Origin of the sequence: Allorhizobium sp. NPDC080224 (assembly GCF_050281005.1) — a bacterium.
Lineage (GTDB): Bacteria > Pseudomonadota > Alphaproteobacteria > Rhizobiales > Rhizobiaceae > Allorhizobium.
Genome location: NZ_JBNNWJ010000001.1, coordinates 373657 through 389485 on the forward strand (window position 1 = coordinate 373657; position 15829 = coordinate 389485).

Sequence of the window (15829 nt, forward strand, 5' to 3'; positions counted from 1 at the left end):
GCTACCGTTTAGAAACTATTCAGCAAACCGTGGCAGTTCTGGTTGATAGCAGTCAAATCGAAAGTCCTCATCGCATCATGACCTCGAACGCTCAGAACGACCTCACCGAACGTCTTGAATTCCTGGAAATCGATCAGAAGACGCGCGGTACGCTCGCCGAGCTTCGCCCCACGATCAAGGATGTCCTGGGCGGGGCACTCGACAAGTTCTACGCCAAGATTTCGAAGACCGGAAAGACCGCCGCACATTTCCGCGATGGCGCCCATATGAATGGCGCAAAGAGTGCCCAGATCGGTCATTGGGACAAGGTCGCGAGCGGCAACTTCGATGAAAACTACGTCCGCGGTGTCACCGCAGTGGGCAAGGCCCATGCCCGTATCGGGCTCGAGCCACGCTGGTATATCGGCGGCTACTCCATGCTGGTTGGCGAACTTCTGGCCGGCATCCTGATCAAGCACTGGCCTTTCCCGTTCGGCAAACAGCATGCCGCCTCGCTCGCCGACAAGATGCGCGCCGTGGTGAAGGCCGCCATGCTCGACATGGACTATTCGATTTCCGTCTACCTGGAAGAGCTGGAAAGCCGGCGCCGGGCGCTCGAGGAAGAGCGTGCGCGTTTCGAGGCCGATCAGGCGATCGCCATGGAACATCTGCGTCGTGGCTTGGAATCGCTGGCTCAGGGCGACTTCGAAGCTCGCATGACCACGGACCTGCCCGAGAACTTCAAGGAGATGGCAGGGTACTACAACGACACGGTCGATCGCCTGAACGTCTCCTTTGCCGCGATCCGCCGCGCCTCGGAAGGGATCCTGACCGGTACGGACGCGATCGCTCATGCCTCGGATGAACTTGCCAGCCGCACCACCCGTCAGGCAAGTGGCGTGCAGGAAAGCTCCACCGCCCTGCAACAGCTGTCCGTCAGCGTCAGCCAGACGGCCGCCAATGCCGAGCGCGCCTCGCAGGAGGTGCGCGATACGCAGCAGCAGGCGAAGACATCAGGCACGGTCGTGTCGAAGGCTGTCTCCGCCATGGACGCGATCGAGAAGTCCTCGACCGAGATCTCCAAGATCATCGGCGTGATCGATGAGATTGCCTTCCAGACCAATCTGCTCGCGCTGAACGCTGGCGTCGAGGCAGCCCGTGCGGGCGATGCCGGCAAAGGCTTTGCAGTGGTCGCCCAGGAAGTGCGCCAGCTCGCTCAGCGCTCAGCCGATGCGGCGAAGGAAATCAAACAGTTGATTTCCCAGAGCTCCGCCCAGGTCAAGGAAGGCGTTGGCCTCGTCACCGGCACCGGCGAAGCCCTGACCGACATCATCACGCGCATCGATGCGATCGACACATTCGTCTCCGACATCGCGACCGCCGCCAAGGATCAGGCGATCGGGCTCAATGAAGTGAACCAGGCGACCCGCAACATGGACCTGCTCACCCATGAGAACAGCGACATGGTCGAGCGCACGTCGGACGAAACGCGCCGTCTGCGAACAGAGGTGGCTGGTCTCGTCGAGCAGTTGTCGCAGATCAGAACCCGCAGCGACGGCACCATGCCCGAGGCGCGCCAGGTCGGGGGGCGTCGAGCCGCCTGACCGGTCGTCAAACGGGAAGAGCCACGCGTTTTTTCCGTTTCCTCTGTGGGGAAGTTGCGCTAAGGGAGGCCATGACCATCAAGCCTCTCATTATCCTGCCCGATCCCCTGCTGCGTCAGGTATCTGCGCCCATCGAGCGCGTCGATGCCGAGCTTGAGCAGTTGATCGATGACATGCTCGAAACCATGTACGAAGCGCCGGGCATCGGCCTTGCCGCGATCCAGGTCGGCGTGCCGCGTCGGCTGCTCGTCATCGATCTCGCCAAGGAAGGCGAAGAGCCAGCACCTCTCGTCTACATCAATCCGGAGATCATCAAGAGCTCGGACGAACGCTCCGTCTACGAGGAAGGCTGCCTGTCGATCCCGGACTATTATGCCGAGGTTGAACGTCCGGCCTCGATCACGGTGAAATCGATCGGCCGCGACGGCAAGGAAACAGTGACCGAGGCCGACGGCCTGCTCGCCACTTGCCTTCAGCATGAGATCGACCATTTGAACGGCGTGCTCTTCATCGATCACATCTCTCGCCTGAAGCGTGAGATGGTGATCAAGAGGTTCACCAAGGCAGCCCGTCAGAAGATCTGATATCGAGCAAATCCAGCAAAAGTGCGAAGCGGTTTTGCGTCCGGAATTGCGCAGAAACAAAAAGATAGAGCATTGATGGCGTCTTCGTTTTCGCCGGAAATGCACTGGGGCGTCAGCAACCGCTTGAGGCAGACACGATGGCACTTCGCATCATCTTCATGGGGACGCCGGACTTTTCCGTCGCGACCCTGAAAGCGCTGCATGCGGCGGGCCACGAGATCGTCGCCGCCTATTCGCAGCCGCCGCGTCCGGGCGGGCGCCGCGGTCTCGACCTGCAGAAGTCGCCGGTCCATCAGGCCGCCGAAGAGCTCGGTATCGAAGTCCGCCACCCCCTGAATTTTCGCGATCAGGCCGACCGGGACGCCTTCGTTGCGCTTCAGGCCGACGTCGCGGTGGTCGTTGCCTATGGCTTGCTGCTGCCGGAGCCGATCCTGAACGGCACGCGTCTTGGCGCCTATAATGGCCATGCCTCACTCCTGCCGCGTTGGCGGGGGGCTGCCCCCATCCAGCGCGCCATCATGGCCGGTGATGCCGAAACCGGCATGATGGTCATGAAAATGGATAGGGGCCTCGACACGGGCCCGGTAGCACTCACGCGCAAAGTCGCGATCGATCCAGACATGACCGCCGGCGAACTGCACGATGCCCTGAGCCTCGCAGGAGCCGAAGCCATGGTCGAGGCAATGGCGAAGCTCGAAGCGGGTACTCTGGAAACGGTCGTTCAGGCCGAAGACGGTGTGCTCTACGCGGCAAAGATCGATAAGGCCGAGACTCGCGTCGACTTCTCCCGTTCGGCAACTGAGGTCCACAACCATATCCGCGGCCTCTCGCCCTTCCCGGGCGCCTGGACCGAGATCGAGGTCAATGGCAAGCCCGAGCGCGTCAAGCTCCTCGCCTCGCATCTCGCCGAGAAGGATAAAGTGTTGGCGGCTGCCGGCACGGCCCTTGACGAGCACCTGACGATCGCTTGCGGTACGGGCGCAATCAGCCTCGTCCGCCTCCAGAAGGCCGGCGGCAAGGTACTGAACGCGGAAGACTTCCTGCGCGGCACCCCGTTGCCTAAGGGCACGGTGATCGCCTGATGCCGCGCTTCCGCATGACCGTCGAATATGATGGCTCGGCCTATGTCGGCTGGCAGCGCCAGGAGAACGGCCACTCTATCCAGGCCGCCCTCGAACAGGCGATCCTGTCGCTGACCAACGAGACCGTGGTCATCCGTGGCGCCGGCCGAACCGATTCCGGCGTGCATGCCATGGGCCAGGTGATCCATGCCGATCTCTCGCGGGACTGGGTGCCGCACAAGCTGCGCAATGCGCTCAACGCCCATCTGGCGATGGCATCGGAACAGGTCGCCGTGCTCGAGGTACAGGCTGTCCCGGACGAGTTCGATGCGCGCTTCTCGGCGCTTCGCCGGCATTATCTCTACCGGATCATCACCCGCCCGGCGCGCTTAGCGCTGGAGGATAAGCGGGCCTGGTGGGTGCCGAAGCCGCTCGACCACGATGCTATGCACGAGGCAGCCCAGCAGCTCGTCGGCCATCACGACTTCACCACCTTCCGCTCGGCCCATTGCCAGGCGAAAAGCCCTGTGCGCACGCTGGACCGCCTTGATGTCACGCGATCAGATGAACTCATTGAGATCCGCGCCACGGCCCAGAGCTTCCTGCACAATCAGATCCGGTCTTTCGCCGGCACGCTCAAGCTTGCCGGCGAGGGCAAGATGACGCCGGCCGATGTGCGCGCTGCGCTCGAAGCCCGTGACCGTGCAGCCTGCGGGCCTGTCGCCCCGCCGGAAGGACTGTTCTTCATGGCTGTGGATTATCCCGGTGACCAGCCCTTTAGCGGCTGAGGCTCAGGCTCAGCCCGGATAGACGCCGAGATAGCGTTGCAGCATCTCGGCAATGATCATTGCCGGCACGAGCAGGATCAGAACGATGGTCGAGACCATCAGCAACTGGTCGCCGACGATCATGCGCATGACACGAAAGAGCGCCGCGATGACCGCGATCATCAGCAGGAACCACAACAGCGCCACGATGCCCGCCAGGCCGGGCACGAACATCATCACCAGGACCAGTAGGCCGTAGGAATAGGAGACCGGCAGCGCCAGCCAGTTGGTCACCACCACCATGGACGCGAACTTCTCGCCGATCCCGATAATCCAGCAGAGAACCCCTAGCAGGATCAGCGGAAAGAGCCAGTTTGACGCCTCGACCAGTGCAAGGCGGAAGAAGAAAAGTGCGCCCGTCTCCGTCCCCTCCGGTAGGCCCTGGAGATAGAGCAGTCGCCACCAGGCAAACGAGATCAGGATCGCAGGCAGAGCCCAGAGGATCGACCAGAAGGAGCGCATCGCGCCGCGATCGCTGAGGTCGAGATAGGAAAAGCCTGACGGATCCTGCTTGAATAGCAGCCAGAGGCCCCTGAGATAGAACTCGACCTCCTTAAGCGTCGGCATGGGCAAACCACTGCTCGATGAAGGTCTGGTAGATGACGGTCAGGGTTTCCAGATCCGAGACAGCAACCCTTTCGTCGACCATGTGCATGGTCTGGCCGACCAGCCCGAATTCCACGACCGGGCAATAGTCCTTGATGAACCGCGCATCCGACGTGCCGCCCGTGGTCGAAAGCTTCGGCGTCCTGCCGGTCACCGTCTCGATCGCACCCGACAGCGAGGCAATCAACGCATTGTTGCGCGTCAGGAAAACATGGCTCGGCCGCTCCGACCAGGTGATGTCGTAGCCGATCGCGGCCCGTTCCGGGCGAAGTTCTGGATCGACAGCGGCCTCATCGAGACGGCGAATGATCTCTGCCTTGACACTGTCTGCAGTCCAGACATCGTTGAAGCGGATGTTGAACTTGAAGCGAGCGGATGCTGGGATGACGTTCGTTGCTGCATTGCCGACGTCGACCGTGGTCACTTCGAGGTTGGACGGCTGGAAGTTCTCTGTGCCTTGATCGAAAGCCGGGAACATAAGGCTCTTCGCAAGCGACAGTGCTCCGCGCACCGGGTTGTCGGCAAGATGCGGATAGGCCGCATGGCCCTGCACACCCTTGACCGTCACGGTACCAGATACCGAGCCGCGCCGGCCGATCTTGATCATGTCGCCGAGCGTATTGGGGTTGGTCGGCTCACCGACCAGGCAGGCGTCCCAGCGTTCGCCCCGTTCTGCTGCCCATTCGAGCAACTTCACTGTACCGTTGACGGCAGGGCCTTCCTCGTCGCCGGTGATCAGCAGCGAGACCGAGCCCTTCGGCTCCTTGCCGGCTTCCACCAGCCGCGCGTAGGCCGCGATGAAGCAGGCGATACCGCCCTTCATGTCGACGGCGCCTCGGCCGTACAGCATGCCATCGCGGATATCACCGGAGAACGGGCCAGCGCTCCAGTCTGTCTCGGCACCAACGGGGACCACGTCGCTATGGCCGGCAAACATCAGATGCGGTCCGTCCGATCCCGCCCGGGCATAAAGGTTCTCAATATCGGGTGTGCCCTCGTCTTTGGCGACCATTCGGTCGACCTTGAAGCCGAGAGGCGAAAGGAGGCCTTCCAGCACATCGAGCGCGCCGCCTTCTGCGGGCGTGACGGAGGGGCAGCGGATAAGGGCCTGGAGGATATCGACGGGATTGGTAGCGGTCATGAAAACTTTTACGGGATTGACCGAGTGCCGGTTCAGCCCGGCCGTCGGTGCCTTGAGAAGATAAGGCAGACTTAGCCGATCCGCCGGGGCCTGTCACCCACCACGCGCCCGCTCAGGTCGAACGCATATCAGGACCCGGTCCATAGCGATTGTCATCCTCGACCGAGGGCCAGACGCAGAGCACGAAGAAGATGATCAGTGAGAACGCAGGCATGATCAGGAGCGCCGCCACCACACCGGGCATGCCGATGTCGTGCAGCCTCTTGGTGCCGAGCATCAGTAACGACAGCAGGGAGAGAGAAGCAGAGGCGAGGAAGAGCGAGAGGAAGCCGGGCGCGACCTGCTCGTCTGATTGCCCGGTGACGAACGCGATCACGGCCGCGTTCGTCATCATCCAGAACAGCGTGCCGAGGATAAAGATGCGCCGGCCGATGCGCCCGTCCCAAAGGAAGAGCGCCCAGCCGACGGTCGTCTCACGCCCAGGCCCGGACATCCGCTTTAGTCGCGCAGCAATTCGTTGATGCCGGTCTTCGAGCGGGTCTTTTCATCGACGCGCTTGACGATGACGGCGCAGTAGAGATGCGGTGCGGCCAAGCCGTTTGCCATGACGGCATTGCCCGACGGCATCGAGCCGGCAACGACGACGGAATAGGGCGGCACTTCGCCATACATCACTTCGCCGGTGGCACGGTCGACGATCTTGGTCGACTTGCCGATGTAAACGCCCATGCCGAGAACCGAGCCTTCGCGGATGATGCAGCCTTCGACGACTTCCGAACGGGCGCCGATGAAGCAATTGTCCTCAATGATTGTCGGGCCGGCCTGCAGTGGCTCGAGAACGCCGCCGATGCCCACGCCGCCGGAAAGGTGAACATTGGCGCCGATCTGGGCGCAGGAGCCGACGGTCGCCCAGGTGTCAACCATGGTGTTTTCACCGACATAGGCGCCGAGATTGACAAAGGACGGCATCAGAACGACGCCCTTGGAAACGTAAGCCGAACGGCGGACGACGGCGTTCGGGACGGCGCGGAAACCGGCCGAGCGGAATTCGCTCTCGCCCCAGCCTTCGAACTTCGACGGCACCTTGTCCCACCAGGTCGAGGCGCCCGGGCCGCCCTTGACCACTTCCATGTCGTTCAGGCGGAAGGAGAGAAGCACGGCTTTCTTCAGCCACTGATGCACGGTCCAGGTGCCGTCTTCGCTACGGGCTGCGACGCGAACCTGGCCGCTGTCCAGGAGGTTGAGCGCCGTTTCGACAGCATCGCGGATCTCGCCCTTGGTCGCCGTCGTGACGGTATCGCGATTGTCGAATGCCGCTTCGATGACGTGTTCGAGCTGGGCGAGATCGGTGGCGCTCATCTGAATTCCTTAAACTTCGTTGTCTACCGTGGGGATGGAAACGATCAGGACCTGATCGAAAATTCGCGCAAAGCTCTAGCGCATAAAGGGCTGGAAGAAAACAGCCGCAGGAGCTCTGCGCTTTGGAAAGGAAGAGGCATGGCACGGTGGAAGAACGGCAAGCACAGGCGCAAGGACGGATCCTGGGATCCCTTGAAGGATAGCTCGACCGACAAGCAGACAGCTGAAGTCATTCCGCGCACCCCGCAATCGGCGTCTTCGTCCTATACGCTGGCCTATGTCGACGACGAATTCCTTTGCCGCGAGGAACTGCGCCCGGTCCGTCTGCAGCTCGAACTGCTGAAGACCGAGATGATCCTGACCGAGCGCAGCATCAAGTCGACGGTCGTCATGTTCGGCGGCGCGCGCATCCCAGCACCTGGCGAAGCTGCCTGGGCGGCGAAGAACGATATCCAGAAGAAGAACCTGGAAGACGCTTCGATCTATTATGAGGAAGCCCGCAAGTTTGCTCAGCTCTGCTCTGAGCATGCACAACACAGCGACTACCAGGAATATGTGGTTGTGACCGGCGGCGGACCGGGTGTCATGGAAGCTGGCAATCGCGGGGCTCAGGAGGTCGGAGCTCCCTCGATCGGCCTCAACATCGTTCTGCCCCACGAGCAGGCGCCAAACCCCTATGTGACGCCGGAACTCAGCTTCAACTTCCACTATTTCGCCATTCGCAAGATGCATTTCCTGATGCGCGCCAAGGCGATCACCATCTTTCCAGGCGGCTTCGGCACGCTGGACGAATTTTTCGAAACGATCACGTTGATCCAGACCAAGCGCATGGCGCCGATCCCGCTGATCCTTTTCTCCCGCGCCTTCTGGGAGGACATCATCAACTTCGAGGCGCTCGCCGCCTTCGGCACGATCGCCCCTGACGATCTCGAGCTTTTCCAGTTCGCCGAAACGGCCGAAGAGGCCTGGAAGATCATTGCGGACTTCTATGACCTGAACGACGAAGCGGCCCCGTGAGGGGCCGCCTGTAGTCACATACTTGATGTTGGTTGCTGCTTAGCGGAACATCACCGGCCGCTTAGGCATGTCGTCGGCGCTGATGAAACCGTCCTTGTTGCGGTCCATGCGGGTGAACATCCGCTCTGCCATGGCGGTTGCTTCCGCCTGGCTGATCTGACCGTTTTCATCGGTGTCGGCGATCCGCATCATGCGGCCGGGGCCGCGCATGCCGTCCGGACCCCGACCTTCGCCGCGCTCGGCACGATCATTGTGCCAGCCGTGACGCTTGCCGTGAGGGCCTTTGCCGTCACGCGCCTCACCACGCGGGCCGTCATTCATGGCCTGTTCCTGCGGTGCATCACCCGGGGGCGGTGTCGGCGCATCGGCCCTTGCTGCTTCCCGTTCAGCTTTGCGTTCGGCCCGCATCGCCTCACGGGCCGCCTTCTGCTCTTCGCGCATCGCTTCGCGGTGCTGACGCATCTCGCCTGGTGTCAACACGCCGTCCTTGTCGGCATCGATGGCGGCAAACAGCGCGGTGCTTGCTGCTGTCGCTTCTTCCTTGCTGATCTTGCCGTCTTTGTTGGTGTCATGCTGCTGCAGCATCTGCACGAACATCGCTTCCGGACCGCCACGGCCGGGGCCCCTGCGTTCACCGCGGTCCTGTGCGAAGGCGCTGCCGGCCGTGCCGATCATCAGAGAGGCGGCCACGGCGGCCAGCGTCAGGGTCTTGCCGTTCATTTGGTATCCTTTCGAATATCTGCTTCGATGGGATGACCGTAGAGGCGGGCGGGCTCAGGCCCTACTTAACTCTCGGTAAGCTGCATGAAACTTTCGTAAGTTTGCGCTCACACAGCATGGGAGAGCAGCCGCTGCAGGAAGGTCGTGAGATCGTCGGTGAGATAGTCGACGACATCGGCATCGATATGCTCGACCCGCTCCCAGGTCTCCAGGATCGCGGTATCTAGATTGCGCGGCACGAGCAGCACGGTCTTCATGCCCAGCGCCTTAGGCACCATCAGATTGCGCGGCAGGTCCTCGAACATGGCGGCATGTTTGGTGTCGATGCGGTTCAAACTCGCGAACTTGTCATAGGTTGATCCGGCAGGCTTCGGTACGTAATCGGCAGCGACGATGTCGAAGATGTCGTCGAAATGGTCGAGGATGCCGAGTGCCCGGGCCGCCGCTTCCGCATGCGCAACCGTGCCGTTGGTGAAGATGAATTTTCGACCCGGCAGCTGCTTGATCGCAGTGCCCAACGCCTCGTCCGGGATCAGTGCCGAATAGTCGATCGCATGCGCCCGCTCTAGAAACGCGTTCGGATCGACCTTGTGGTGCAGCATCAGTCCGGCGAGCGTCGTGCCGTGTTCATGGTAGTAGCGCTTCTGCAGCAGTTTCGCCTCTGCCGGCTCCATCTGCAGCAATTCAGCCACGAAACCCGTCATGTTCGTGTCGATCTGCGCGAAGAGATTGATGTGATGCGGATAGAGCGTGTTGTCGAGGTCGAAGACCCAGTCGCGCACATGGGAGAAATCGGCGGGCGAGGGGATCTTGGCTGGGGTGTTCATCAGGTCCTCTTGGGGCAGGGCGGATCGCCTGATGACACCAGGCGCGTTGACCCTAATTAGCATTGGTCGCCGCTTCGGGAAGTGCTATCGGGGAAAGATGGGAAAGAAGATGTCGATTTCGGCGATGGAACACGTGGTGGTGCTGCAGGACCGCAAGCGTCTGCCGTCGCGTTTCCATCCGGTGAGCGCGGGCACGATCCGCAAACGTCAGGCGTGAGCCGCATCGTCCGGGCCTGAATCCAGGCCCGCCCACCCCCTTTTCGACTTTCCGCCGTCATCGCTTTCTTCAAGACACGGCTTTTCCGGACACGCTCCCATGGAACTCTGGGCCCTCATCACGGTTGGCAGCGCCTTCCTGCAAAATCTGCGTTCGACGCTGCAGAAACATCTGAAAGGCCGAATGGGCACAACAGGCGCGACCTTCGTGCGCTTCGGTTTCGGCTTGCCTTTTGCCTTTCTCTATCTCGCCATTCTGCATCTCGGCCTTGGCCGTCCGTTGCCGGTGCCGGGTGCCACCTTTGCCGTCTGGTCTGTGATCGGCGCCTTCGCCCAGATTGCCGCGACCTTTCTGCTCGTACACCTCTTTTCGTTCCGCAACTTCGCCGTCGGTACCGCCTATTCGCGCACCGAACCCGCCCAGGCGGCCGTGCTGGCGCTTCTTCTTTTCGGCGAAACAATTGGGCTGGGCACGGTTGCGGCGATTCTGGTCTCGATCCTCGGTGTGATGCTGATTTCCGTGGCGCGCACGGCCTTCACGCCCTTGAGCCTTGTCACCTCTGTGGGAAGCCGCACGGCTCTGATCGGCCTCGCCTCCGGTTTCTTCTTCGGCGTCTCCGCGATCGCCTATCGCACCGCCTCACTGTCACTGTCCCCGAGCCTGCCCGCACCGGATGCCATGGTGCAGGCCGGCTACACGCTCTGCGTCGTCATCACGATCCAGACCCTGTCGATGTTTCTCTGGATGGCCTGGCGTGATCGGACAGAGCTGACCCGCGTCCGGGCCGCCTGGAAAGTCAGCGCCCTCGTCGGCTTCGTCGGCGCCACGGCCTCCTTCGGCTGGTTCACGGCGATGACCCTGCAGCAGGTGGCGGTGGTGAAAGCCTTGGCCCAGGTCGAGATGCTCTTCACCTTTGCGTCGTCAGTGCTGTTCTTCAAGGAGAGGATCAACAGGCTGGAGATTGCGGGATGCGTGCTGATTGTGTTCGGGGTCTTGTTGTTGGTTCTGGTGTGAGGAGGGGCGCGACGCGCATCTCCCCCCTTGCGGTTTCGCAAGAGGGGGGCTCGGTGAGCTTTGCGCCAGCGGAACCTTGCCCCTCTCTGGGAAAATCTGAAGTTTAGGCGGCTTGCGCTCGCCTAAGCCTTCGATTTTCCATCCTCTCCCGCAAGGGGGAGAGGAACGCCGCCACGGCCGACTCACCACGACGGACACCCTTGCCCCGTTGCGACCCATCCCGCTGCGCGATACACCGGACGGCACAAGCGCGCCGAGGGCGGGGAGACAAAAGTGCACACCAAGACACCCGCGTCACCAACGATCAGCGCCGACGCCGAACAGCCATACCCCAAGCGCTGGACGGCGCTGGCGGTCATGATGCTGGCAAACTTCATGAACCTGCTCGATGTCACCATCGTTAATGTCGCGCTGCCGAGCCTGCAATCCGAGCTTGGCGCGACCTCCAGCCAGATCGAATGGGTGGTCGCTGGCTACGTGCTGGTCTTTGCGCTCGGGTTGTTGCCGTTTGGCCGGCTCGGTGATGTCCGGGGCAAGAAGCAGGTCTTTCTGGTCGGCGTGGCGGCCTTCACCTTTGCCTCGCTGCTGTGCGGTCTCGCGCCCGATATCGGCTGGCTGGTGGTGGCGCGGTTGTTGCAGGGCGCGGGGGCTGCGGTGATGACGCCTCAGGTGCTGGCGATTGCCCAGATGATGTTCCCGCCGAAAGAGCGCGCTGCGGCCTTCTCCTTGTTCGGCCTCAGCGCCGGCCTCGCTTCGGTGTCCGGCCCTATCCTTGGCGGGTGGCTGATCAGTCTCGATGTACTCGGACTTGGCTGGCGGCCGATCTTTCTCATCAATATTCCAGTCGGGATCATGACCATCCTGCTCGGCTGGCGTCTGATCCCGGCACTTCCGCCCAAGCCCGGCCTGAAGAACGATTTCGTCGGCATCATTCTGGCTGCCCTGACGATCTTTTGCATCATCTTCCCGCTGATCGAGGGACGCGGTTTCGGCTGGCCCCTTTGGTGCTTCGTGATGGTCGCGATGGCCATTCCTTTTGGCGTGGCTTTCGGCTTCTGGGAGCGTCGCCAGCACCGGATCAAGGCACCGGAACTTTTACCCGTCGCGTTGATGAAAAACCGCAACTATGTCATCGGCTCGCTGATGACCGCGACCTTCTTCTCGACCCTCCCGGGCTTCTTCCTGATCTTCGCGATGTTCCTGCAGCAAGGCTATGGCCTCACCCCGCTGCAGTCGGGCATGACCACCGTGCCCTTTTCCGTCGGCATCTTCGTCGCCTCGCTCATCTCTGGCCGCCTCGGTAGTATTGCGCCGCGCATCCGCGTGGTGGCCGGTGTCGTCATGGTGATGATCGGCATGGGATTTTTGCGTGCCGAGATTCAGACCTTGGGAGAGAGCATTGACCGCATGGCGCTCCTGCCCTGGTTTCTTCTGAGCGGCCTTGGCATGGGCATCGCGATTGCGCCGATGTTCCAGCTCGTGCTGGCTGGCGTGCCGCCGCAGGATGCGGGCGGCGGATCGGGCGCGCTTCAAGCCATCCAGCAGGTAGGAAGTGCGCTCGGCATTGCGATCGTTAGCGAGATCTTCTTCTCGGATCTGGCGCGCAATGCCGCCGCGGGGATGTCGGGACAGGAGGTTTATGCCGAAGGCCTGAGCCTCGGCCTCATCTACAACTTCGTCGCCTATGCGATCGTGCTGATCGCGGTTGCCTTGATGCGCACGGTGACACCGGGAAGCGAGAAGCTGGAGCGTCCGCTGCCGATCGAGTGACCGGCAGCGTTGAGATCCGGGTCAGGGAACGAGCAGCGTGCCCGCACCCGTCTCGGTGAAGAGTTCGAGCAGCACGGAATGGGCGGTCTTGCCGTTCAAGATGACCACACCCTGGACGCCGGCCTGGATCGCTTCGATGCAGGTCTCGACCTTCGGGATCATGCCGCCTGAGATCGTCCCGTCCTTGATCAGCGCATGGGCTTCAGCGACCGACAGTTCCTTGATCAGCTTGCCATCCTTGTCGAGAACGCCGGGCACGTCGGTGAGGAAAAGCAGGCGCGAGGCATTGAGCGCGCCTGCAATTGCACCGGCAAAGGTGTCCGCATTGATATTGTAGGTGGCGCCATCGCGGCCAGGCGCAACCGGCGCGATGACCGGGATCATTTCGGAGCGGGCAAGCAGGTCGAGCAGGGTGCGGTCCACTTCGACGACGTCACCGACGAAGCCGAGGTCGAGCACGCGCTCGATATTGCTGTCGGGATCGCGGACCTTCTTCTGCGCCTTTTCGGCAAAGACCATGTTCCCGTCCTTGCCGCAAAGCCCGATCGCCCATTCGCCGGTCTGGTTGATCAGCGCGACGATTTCCTTGTTGATCGAACCGGCCAGCACCATCTCGACGATCTCGACCGTCTTCTGGTCGGTGACGCGAAGACCGTTCTCGAAGCGTGATTCGATGCCCATGCGGGCAAGCATCGCCCCGATTTGCGGGCCGCCGCCATGCACGACGATCGGGTTGACGCCGGACTGCTTCAGAAGCGCGATATCGGCAGCGAATGCCTTGCCGAGCTCCGGATTGCCCATGGCATGACCGCCGTATTTCACAACGATGGTCTTGTTTTCATAGCGCTGCATGAAGGGCAGGGCCTGGGCGAGAAGCCTGGCCTGCGTTTCGCTTTCGGAAGCCGTCATCGGATACCCTCGTTCTGGATCGCGGCCTTTTAGCGCATCCGGACGACAGAGGGAATAATTGTCCGGCAATATAAGCGACCCATGATGGGCGCATCATGACATGCTTCTTCTTCTCGTCGCATTGTCTGCTGAAAATGGTGCTCTATATCTCGGCCAACTGCACCAGGGGGCTTCATGGAACGCGACGATATCGGCGGCTTGCTGGCCCGCGTGGCGCTGAAGGACCGTGCCGCCTTTTCTCTGCTCTATGGTCGCATTTCGGCGAAACTTTTCGCCATCTGTCTGCGTATGCTGAAAGACAGGGGAGAGGCTGAAGAGGCTCTCCAGGATGTGTTCGTGAAGATCTGGCACAAGGCCGGGACCTATACGGGTGCGGGCGACAATGCCTATCCCTGGCTCTGCGCGATCGTCCGCTACCATTGCATCGATCGTCTGCGCGCACGGCGGCCGGAAGGAGAAGACATCGAAGCTGCGGCCGATATTGCCGATCTGGCGCCCGATCCAGAAGAGCATGCGGTGCTCAGATCCGAGGGCGGCCGCATTGACACCTGCCTGGAGGCATTGGATCCTGATCGGGCGCTCGCCGTTCGCCAGGCCTATGTCGAGGGGCTGTCCTACCAGGAGCTGGCGGATCATTTCGCCGTTCCGTTGAACACGATGCGCACATGGCTGCGGCGCAGCCTTTTGAAACTGAGAGAGTGCATGGATGAGCACGCCTGACCAAAGCAAGGGAGACCGGTCGCGAGATGAAGTTCTCGCGGGCGAATATGTCCTCGGTGTCCTGAGCGGAACTGAGCGTCAGAAGGTGGACGCGCGCCTGCGCCACGATCGACAGTTCGCCGCCATGGTCAAGCGCTGGGAAGAGAACCTCATCCAGTTCAACGACGATTACGCCGAGGCTACACCGCCGGATCAGCTGTTTTCGAAGATCGAGGATCGGCTGTTTGCGTCTCCTGCCGCGGTCGCGGCGGTAAAGGGCAGCCTGTGGAATTCGCTGGTACTCTGGCGGGGCCTGAGCTTTGCTTCCATTGCGGCACTCGGTCTAGTGTTCGGGCTCGATTATGCAGAACGCATGCGTCCGAAGCCGCAGGCGGCGCTGACCGCCGAACTCGCTGGCGAGAACCAGGCGATTGCCCTGCATGCACGCTACGACGGGAACTCGGGCCGCCTCGCTGTCACCCCCGTCGCAAGCGGTGGTTCAGATGAGAAGTCCCTTGAACTGTGGCTCGTCGAAGGTGAACAGGCGCCGATCTCGCTCGGCGTGCTGCCGCAGACCGGGCAAGGCGAACTCGACGTTCCCGAGGATCTGCGCGCCCGCCTGACCGAAGGCGTCGTGCTGGCCGTCAGCCTAGAGCCTTTCGGCGGATCGCCGACCGGGCAAGCCACCGGGCCTGTCGTGGCGCTCGGCAAAGTTCGTCCCTGACGAAGAAATTCCCTCACGAATTCAATGGATTGTTTTCAGGCGGTCGATTTTTTCGGGCCGCCTGAAACTTCTTTGGACAACCCGCCGTCCTTGGTGGTGTTCCCGCTGAGGAATGCCCCGATGTCCCGCCCGAACCGCTGGGACACGATCGTGAACACCAAGGATAAGAGGATACCTTCAATGTTCAAGACCGCTCTTCGCCCGCTCGCATTCTCCGCAGCCATCCTGGCAGGGGCTGCCGCAGCCTATGCCGCCAATCCGATGGTCGGCGGTGGTGAAATGCTCGAAACCAGGAACATCGTCGAAAACGCCGTCAACTCGCAGGATCACACGACGCTCGTTGCCGCCGTCCAGGCAGCCGGTCTCGTTGAAACCCTTTCGGGCGCCGGTCCGTTCACCGTCTTCGCTCCGACCAACGAGGCCTTCGCCAAGCTGCCGGCCGGCACGGTCGACACGCTGCTGAAACCTGAGAACAAGGAACAGCTCACCAAGGTCCTGACCTGCCACGTCGTGGCGTCGGAAGTGATGGCGGAAGCCCTCGTCAAGATGATCTCCGACAATGGCGGTGAAGCCGATGTCGCGACCGTCGGCGGCTGTGTCCTGAAGGGCAAGGCGGCCGACGGCAAGGTGACGCTGACCGACGAAAACGGCGGCGTCTCGACCGTGACCATCGCGGACGTCAAGCAGTCGAACGGCGTCATTCACGTCGTCGACGCGGTGATCCTGCCGAAGATGTAAGGAATACGGTTCGACCCGGTCACCGCCTGATCG

The 15829-nt window shown here is 61.8% G+C and carries 17 protein-coding genes; 10 read left to right on the top strand and 7 right to left on the bottom strand.

All coding sequences use genetic code 11. The annotated features are described in order from the left end of the window. The first annotated feature begins 77 nt into the window (after positions 1-77). The 4 genes from ACQKP1_RS01865 (at position 78) to truA (ending at position 4016) form a co-directional block, all read left to right on the top strand. A complete protein-coding gene (locus ACQKP1_RS01865) occupies positions 78-1583 on the top strand; it encodes a methyl-accepting chemotaxis protein (RefSeq protein ID WP_427273982.1) in 1506 nt (501 codons plus the stop codon). Positions 1584-1654: 71 nt separating this feature from the next. After that, the gene (gene def / locus ACQKP1_RS01870; protein ID WP_006728013.1) at positions 1655-2167 is read left to right on the top strand and encodes a peptide deformylase; all 513 of its coding nucleotides are present in this window, start codon (positions 1655-1657) and stop codon (positions 2165-2167) included. A 137-nt stretch (positions 2168-2304) separates the two neighbouring features. Further along, positions 2305-3249, top strand: a complete 945-nt coding sequence (gene fmt, locus ACQKP1_RS01875) for a methionyl-tRNA formyltransferase (protein ID WP_427273983.1) — start codon at positions 2305-2307, stop codon at positions 3247-3249. Next, positions 3249-4016, top strand: coding sequence for a tRNA pseudouridine(38-40) synthase TruA (truA, locus tag ACQKP1_RS01880; RefSeq protein WP_427273984.1), 768 nt, complete (start codon positions 3249-3251; stop codon positions 4014-4016). Before fmt ends, truA begins: the two co-directional genes overlap by 1 nt. A 9-nt stretch (positions 4017-4025) precedes the next feature. Here truA and ACQKP1_RS01885 read toward each other — a convergent pair whose 3' ends face one another. The 4 genes from ACQKP1_RS01885 to dapD form a co-directional block, all read right to left on the bottom strand. Beyond that, the gene (locus ACQKP1_RS01885; protein WP_427273985.1) at positions 4026-4622 is read right to left on the bottom strand and encodes a hypothetical protein; all 597 of its coding nucleotides are present in this window, start codon (positions 4620-4622) and stop codon (positions 4026-4028) included. Further along, positions 4609-5802: a succinyl-diaminopimelate desuccinylase gene (gene dapE, locus ACQKP1_RS01890; protein ID WP_427273986.1), complete on the bottom strand. Its 1194-nt coding sequence runs from the start codon at positions 5800-5802 to the stop codon at positions 4609-4611. The genes ACQKP1_RS01885 and dapE overlap by 14 nt, the downstream gene beginning before the upstream one ends. 112 nt (positions 5803-5914) lie before the next feature. Then, the gene (locus ACQKP1_RS01895; protein WP_427273987.1) at positions 5915-6295 is read right to left on the bottom strand and encodes a DUF805 domain-containing protein; all 381 of its coding nucleotides are present in this window, start codon (positions 6293-6295) and stop codon (positions 5915-5917) included. A 5-nt stretch (positions 6296-6300) separates the two neighbouring features. After that, positions 6301-7161: a 2,3,4,5-tetrahydropyridine-2,6-dicarboxylate N-succinyltransferase gene (dapD, locus tag ACQKP1_RS01900; protein ID WP_427273988.1), complete on the bottom strand. Its 861-nt coding sequence runs from the start codon at positions 7159-7161 to the stop codon at positions 6301-6303. A gap of 138 nt (positions 7162-7299) precedes the next feature. Between dapD and ACQKP1_RS01905 the strand changes: the two genes are divergently transcribed. Further along, a complete protein-coding gene (locus tag ACQKP1_RS01905; RefSeq protein WP_427273989.1) occupies positions 7300-8178 on the top strand; it encodes an LOG family protein in 879 nt (292 codons plus the stop codon). Between the two features lie 39 nt (positions 8179-8217). Here the strand turns inward: ACQKP1_RS01905 and ACQKP1_RS01910 are convergent, their stop codons facing one another. Beyond that, positions 8218-8898, bottom strand: a complete 681-nt coding sequence (locus tag ACQKP1_RS01910; protein WP_427273990.1) for a calcium-binding protein — start codon at positions 8896-8898, stop codon at positions 8218-8220. 107 nt (positions 8899-9005) lie between these two features. Further along, positions 9006-9725, bottom strand: coding sequence for a pyrimidine 5'-nucleotidase (locus ACQKP1_RS01915; RefSeq protein ID WP_203019352.1), 720 nt, complete (start codon positions 9723-9725; stop codon positions 9006-9008). 316 nt (positions 9726-10041) lie between these two features. Between ACQKP1_RS01915 and ACQKP1_RS01920 the strand changes: the two genes are divergently transcribed. Next, positions 10042-10956 carry an EamA family transporter gene (locus ACQKP1_RS01920; RefSeq protein WP_427273991.1) on the top strand — a complete coding sequence of 305 codons (915 nt, stop codon included), beginning with the start codon at positions 10042-10044 and terminating at the stop codon, positions 10954-10956. A gap of 273 nt (positions 10957-11229) precedes the next feature. Continuing rightward, positions 11230-12726, top strand: coding sequence for an MFS transporter (locus ACQKP1_RS01925; protein ID WP_203019354.1), 1497 nt, complete (start codon positions 11230-11232; stop codon positions 12724-12726). A 21-nt stretch (positions 12727-12747) separates the two neighbouring features. On the opposite strand, the gene argB is transcribed toward ACQKP1_RS01925, so the two are convergent. After that, positions 12748-13635: an acetylglutamate kinase gene (argB, locus tag ACQKP1_RS01930; protein ID WP_203019355.1), complete on the bottom strand. Its 888-nt coding sequence runs from the start codon at positions 13633-13635 to the stop codon at positions 12748-12750. A gap of 174 nt (positions 13636-13809) precedes the next feature. On the opposite strand from argB, the gene ACQKP1_RS01935 reads away from it, so the two are divergent. The 3 genes from ACQKP1_RS01935 (at position 13810) to ACQKP1_RS01945 (ending at position 15796) form a co-directional block, all read left to right on the top strand. Beyond that, entirely contained in the window at positions 13810-14355 is a 546-nt protein-coding gene (locus ACQKP1_RS01935; RefSeq protein WP_203019356.1) for a sigma-70 family RNA polymerase sigma factor, read from the top strand. Further along, entirely contained in the window at positions 14342-15058 is a 717-nt protein-coding gene (locus ACQKP1_RS01940) for an anti-sigma factor (RefSeq protein ID WP_427273992.1), read from the top strand. Before ACQKP1_RS01935 ends, ACQKP1_RS01940 begins: the two co-directional genes overlap by 14 nt. Positions 15059-15238: 180 nt before the next feature. After that, positions 15239-15796, top strand: coding sequence for a fasciclin domain-containing protein (locus tag ACQKP1_RS01945; protein WP_427273993.1), 558 nt, complete (start codon positions 15239-15241; stop codon positions 15794-15796). Positions 15797-15829: the final 33 nt, after the last annotated feature.

Excerpts from the sequence above, each read along its gene's own strand:
- ACQKP1_RS01865 (WP_427273982.1), top strand. The coding sequence starts at position 78 with ATGACCTCGAACGCTCAGAACGACCTCACCGAACGTCTTGAATTCCTG.
- def (WP_006728013.1), top strand. The coding sequence starts at position 1,655 with ATGACCATCAAGCCTCTCATTATCCTGCCCGATCCCCTGCTGCGTCAG.
- fmt (WP_427273983.1), top strand. The coding sequence starts at position 2,305 with ATGGCACTTCGCATCATCTTCATGGGGACGCCGGACTTTTCCGTCGCG.
- truA (WP_427273984.1), top strand. The coding sequence starts at position 3,249 with ATGCCGCGCTTCCGCATGACCGTCGAATATGATGGCTCGGCCTATGTC.
- ACQKP1_RS01885 (WP_427273985.1), bottom strand. The coding sequence starts at position 4,622 with ATGCCGACGCTTAAGGAGGTCGAGTTCTATCTCAGGGGCCTCTGGCTG.
- dapE (WP_427273986.1), bottom strand. The coding sequence starts at position 5,802 with ATGACCGCTACCAATCCCGTCGATATCCTCCAGGCCCTTATCCGCTGC.
- ACQKP1_RS01895 (WP_427273987.1), bottom strand. The coding sequence starts at position 6,295 with ATGTCCGGGCCTGGGCGTGAGACGACCGTCGGCTGGGCGCTCTTCCTT.
- dapD (WP_427273988.1), bottom strand. The coding sequence starts at position 7,161 with ATGAGCGCCACCGATCTCGCCCAGCTCGAACACGTCATCGAAGCGGCA.
- ACQKP1_RS01905 (WP_427273989.1), top strand. The coding sequence starts at position 7,300 with ATGGCACGGTGGAAGAACGGCAAGCACAGGCGCAAGGACGGATCCTGG.
- ACQKP1_RS01910 (WP_427273990.1), bottom strand. The coding sequence starts at position 8,898 with ATGAACGGCAAGACCCTGACGCTGGCCGCCGTGGCCGCCTCTCTGATG.
- ACQKP1_RS01915 (WP_203019352.1), bottom strand. The coding sequence starts at position 9,725 with ATGAACACCCCAGCCAAGATCCCCTCGCCCGCCGATTTCTCCCATGTG.
- ACQKP1_RS01920 (WP_427273991.1), top strand. The coding sequence starts at position 10,042 with ATGGAACTCTGGGCCCTCATCACGGTTGGCAGCGCCTTCCTGCAAAAT.
- argB (WP_203019355.1), bottom strand. The coding sequence starts at position 13,635 with ATGACGGCTTCCGAAAGCGAAACGCAGGCCAGGCTTCTCGCCCAGGCC.
- ACQKP1_RS01935 (WP_203019356.1), top strand. The coding sequence starts at position 13,810 with ATGGAACGCGACGATATCGGCGGCTTGCTGGCCCGCGTGGCGCTGAAG.
- ACQKP1_RS01940 (WP_427273992.1), top strand. The coding sequence starts at position 14,342 with ATGAGCACGCCTGACCAAAGCAAGGGAGACCGGTCGCGAGATGAAGTT.
- ACQKP1_RS01945 (WP_427273993.1), top strand. The coding sequence starts at position 15,239 with ATGTTCAAGACCGCTCTTCGCCCGCTCGCATTCTCCGCAGCCATCCTG.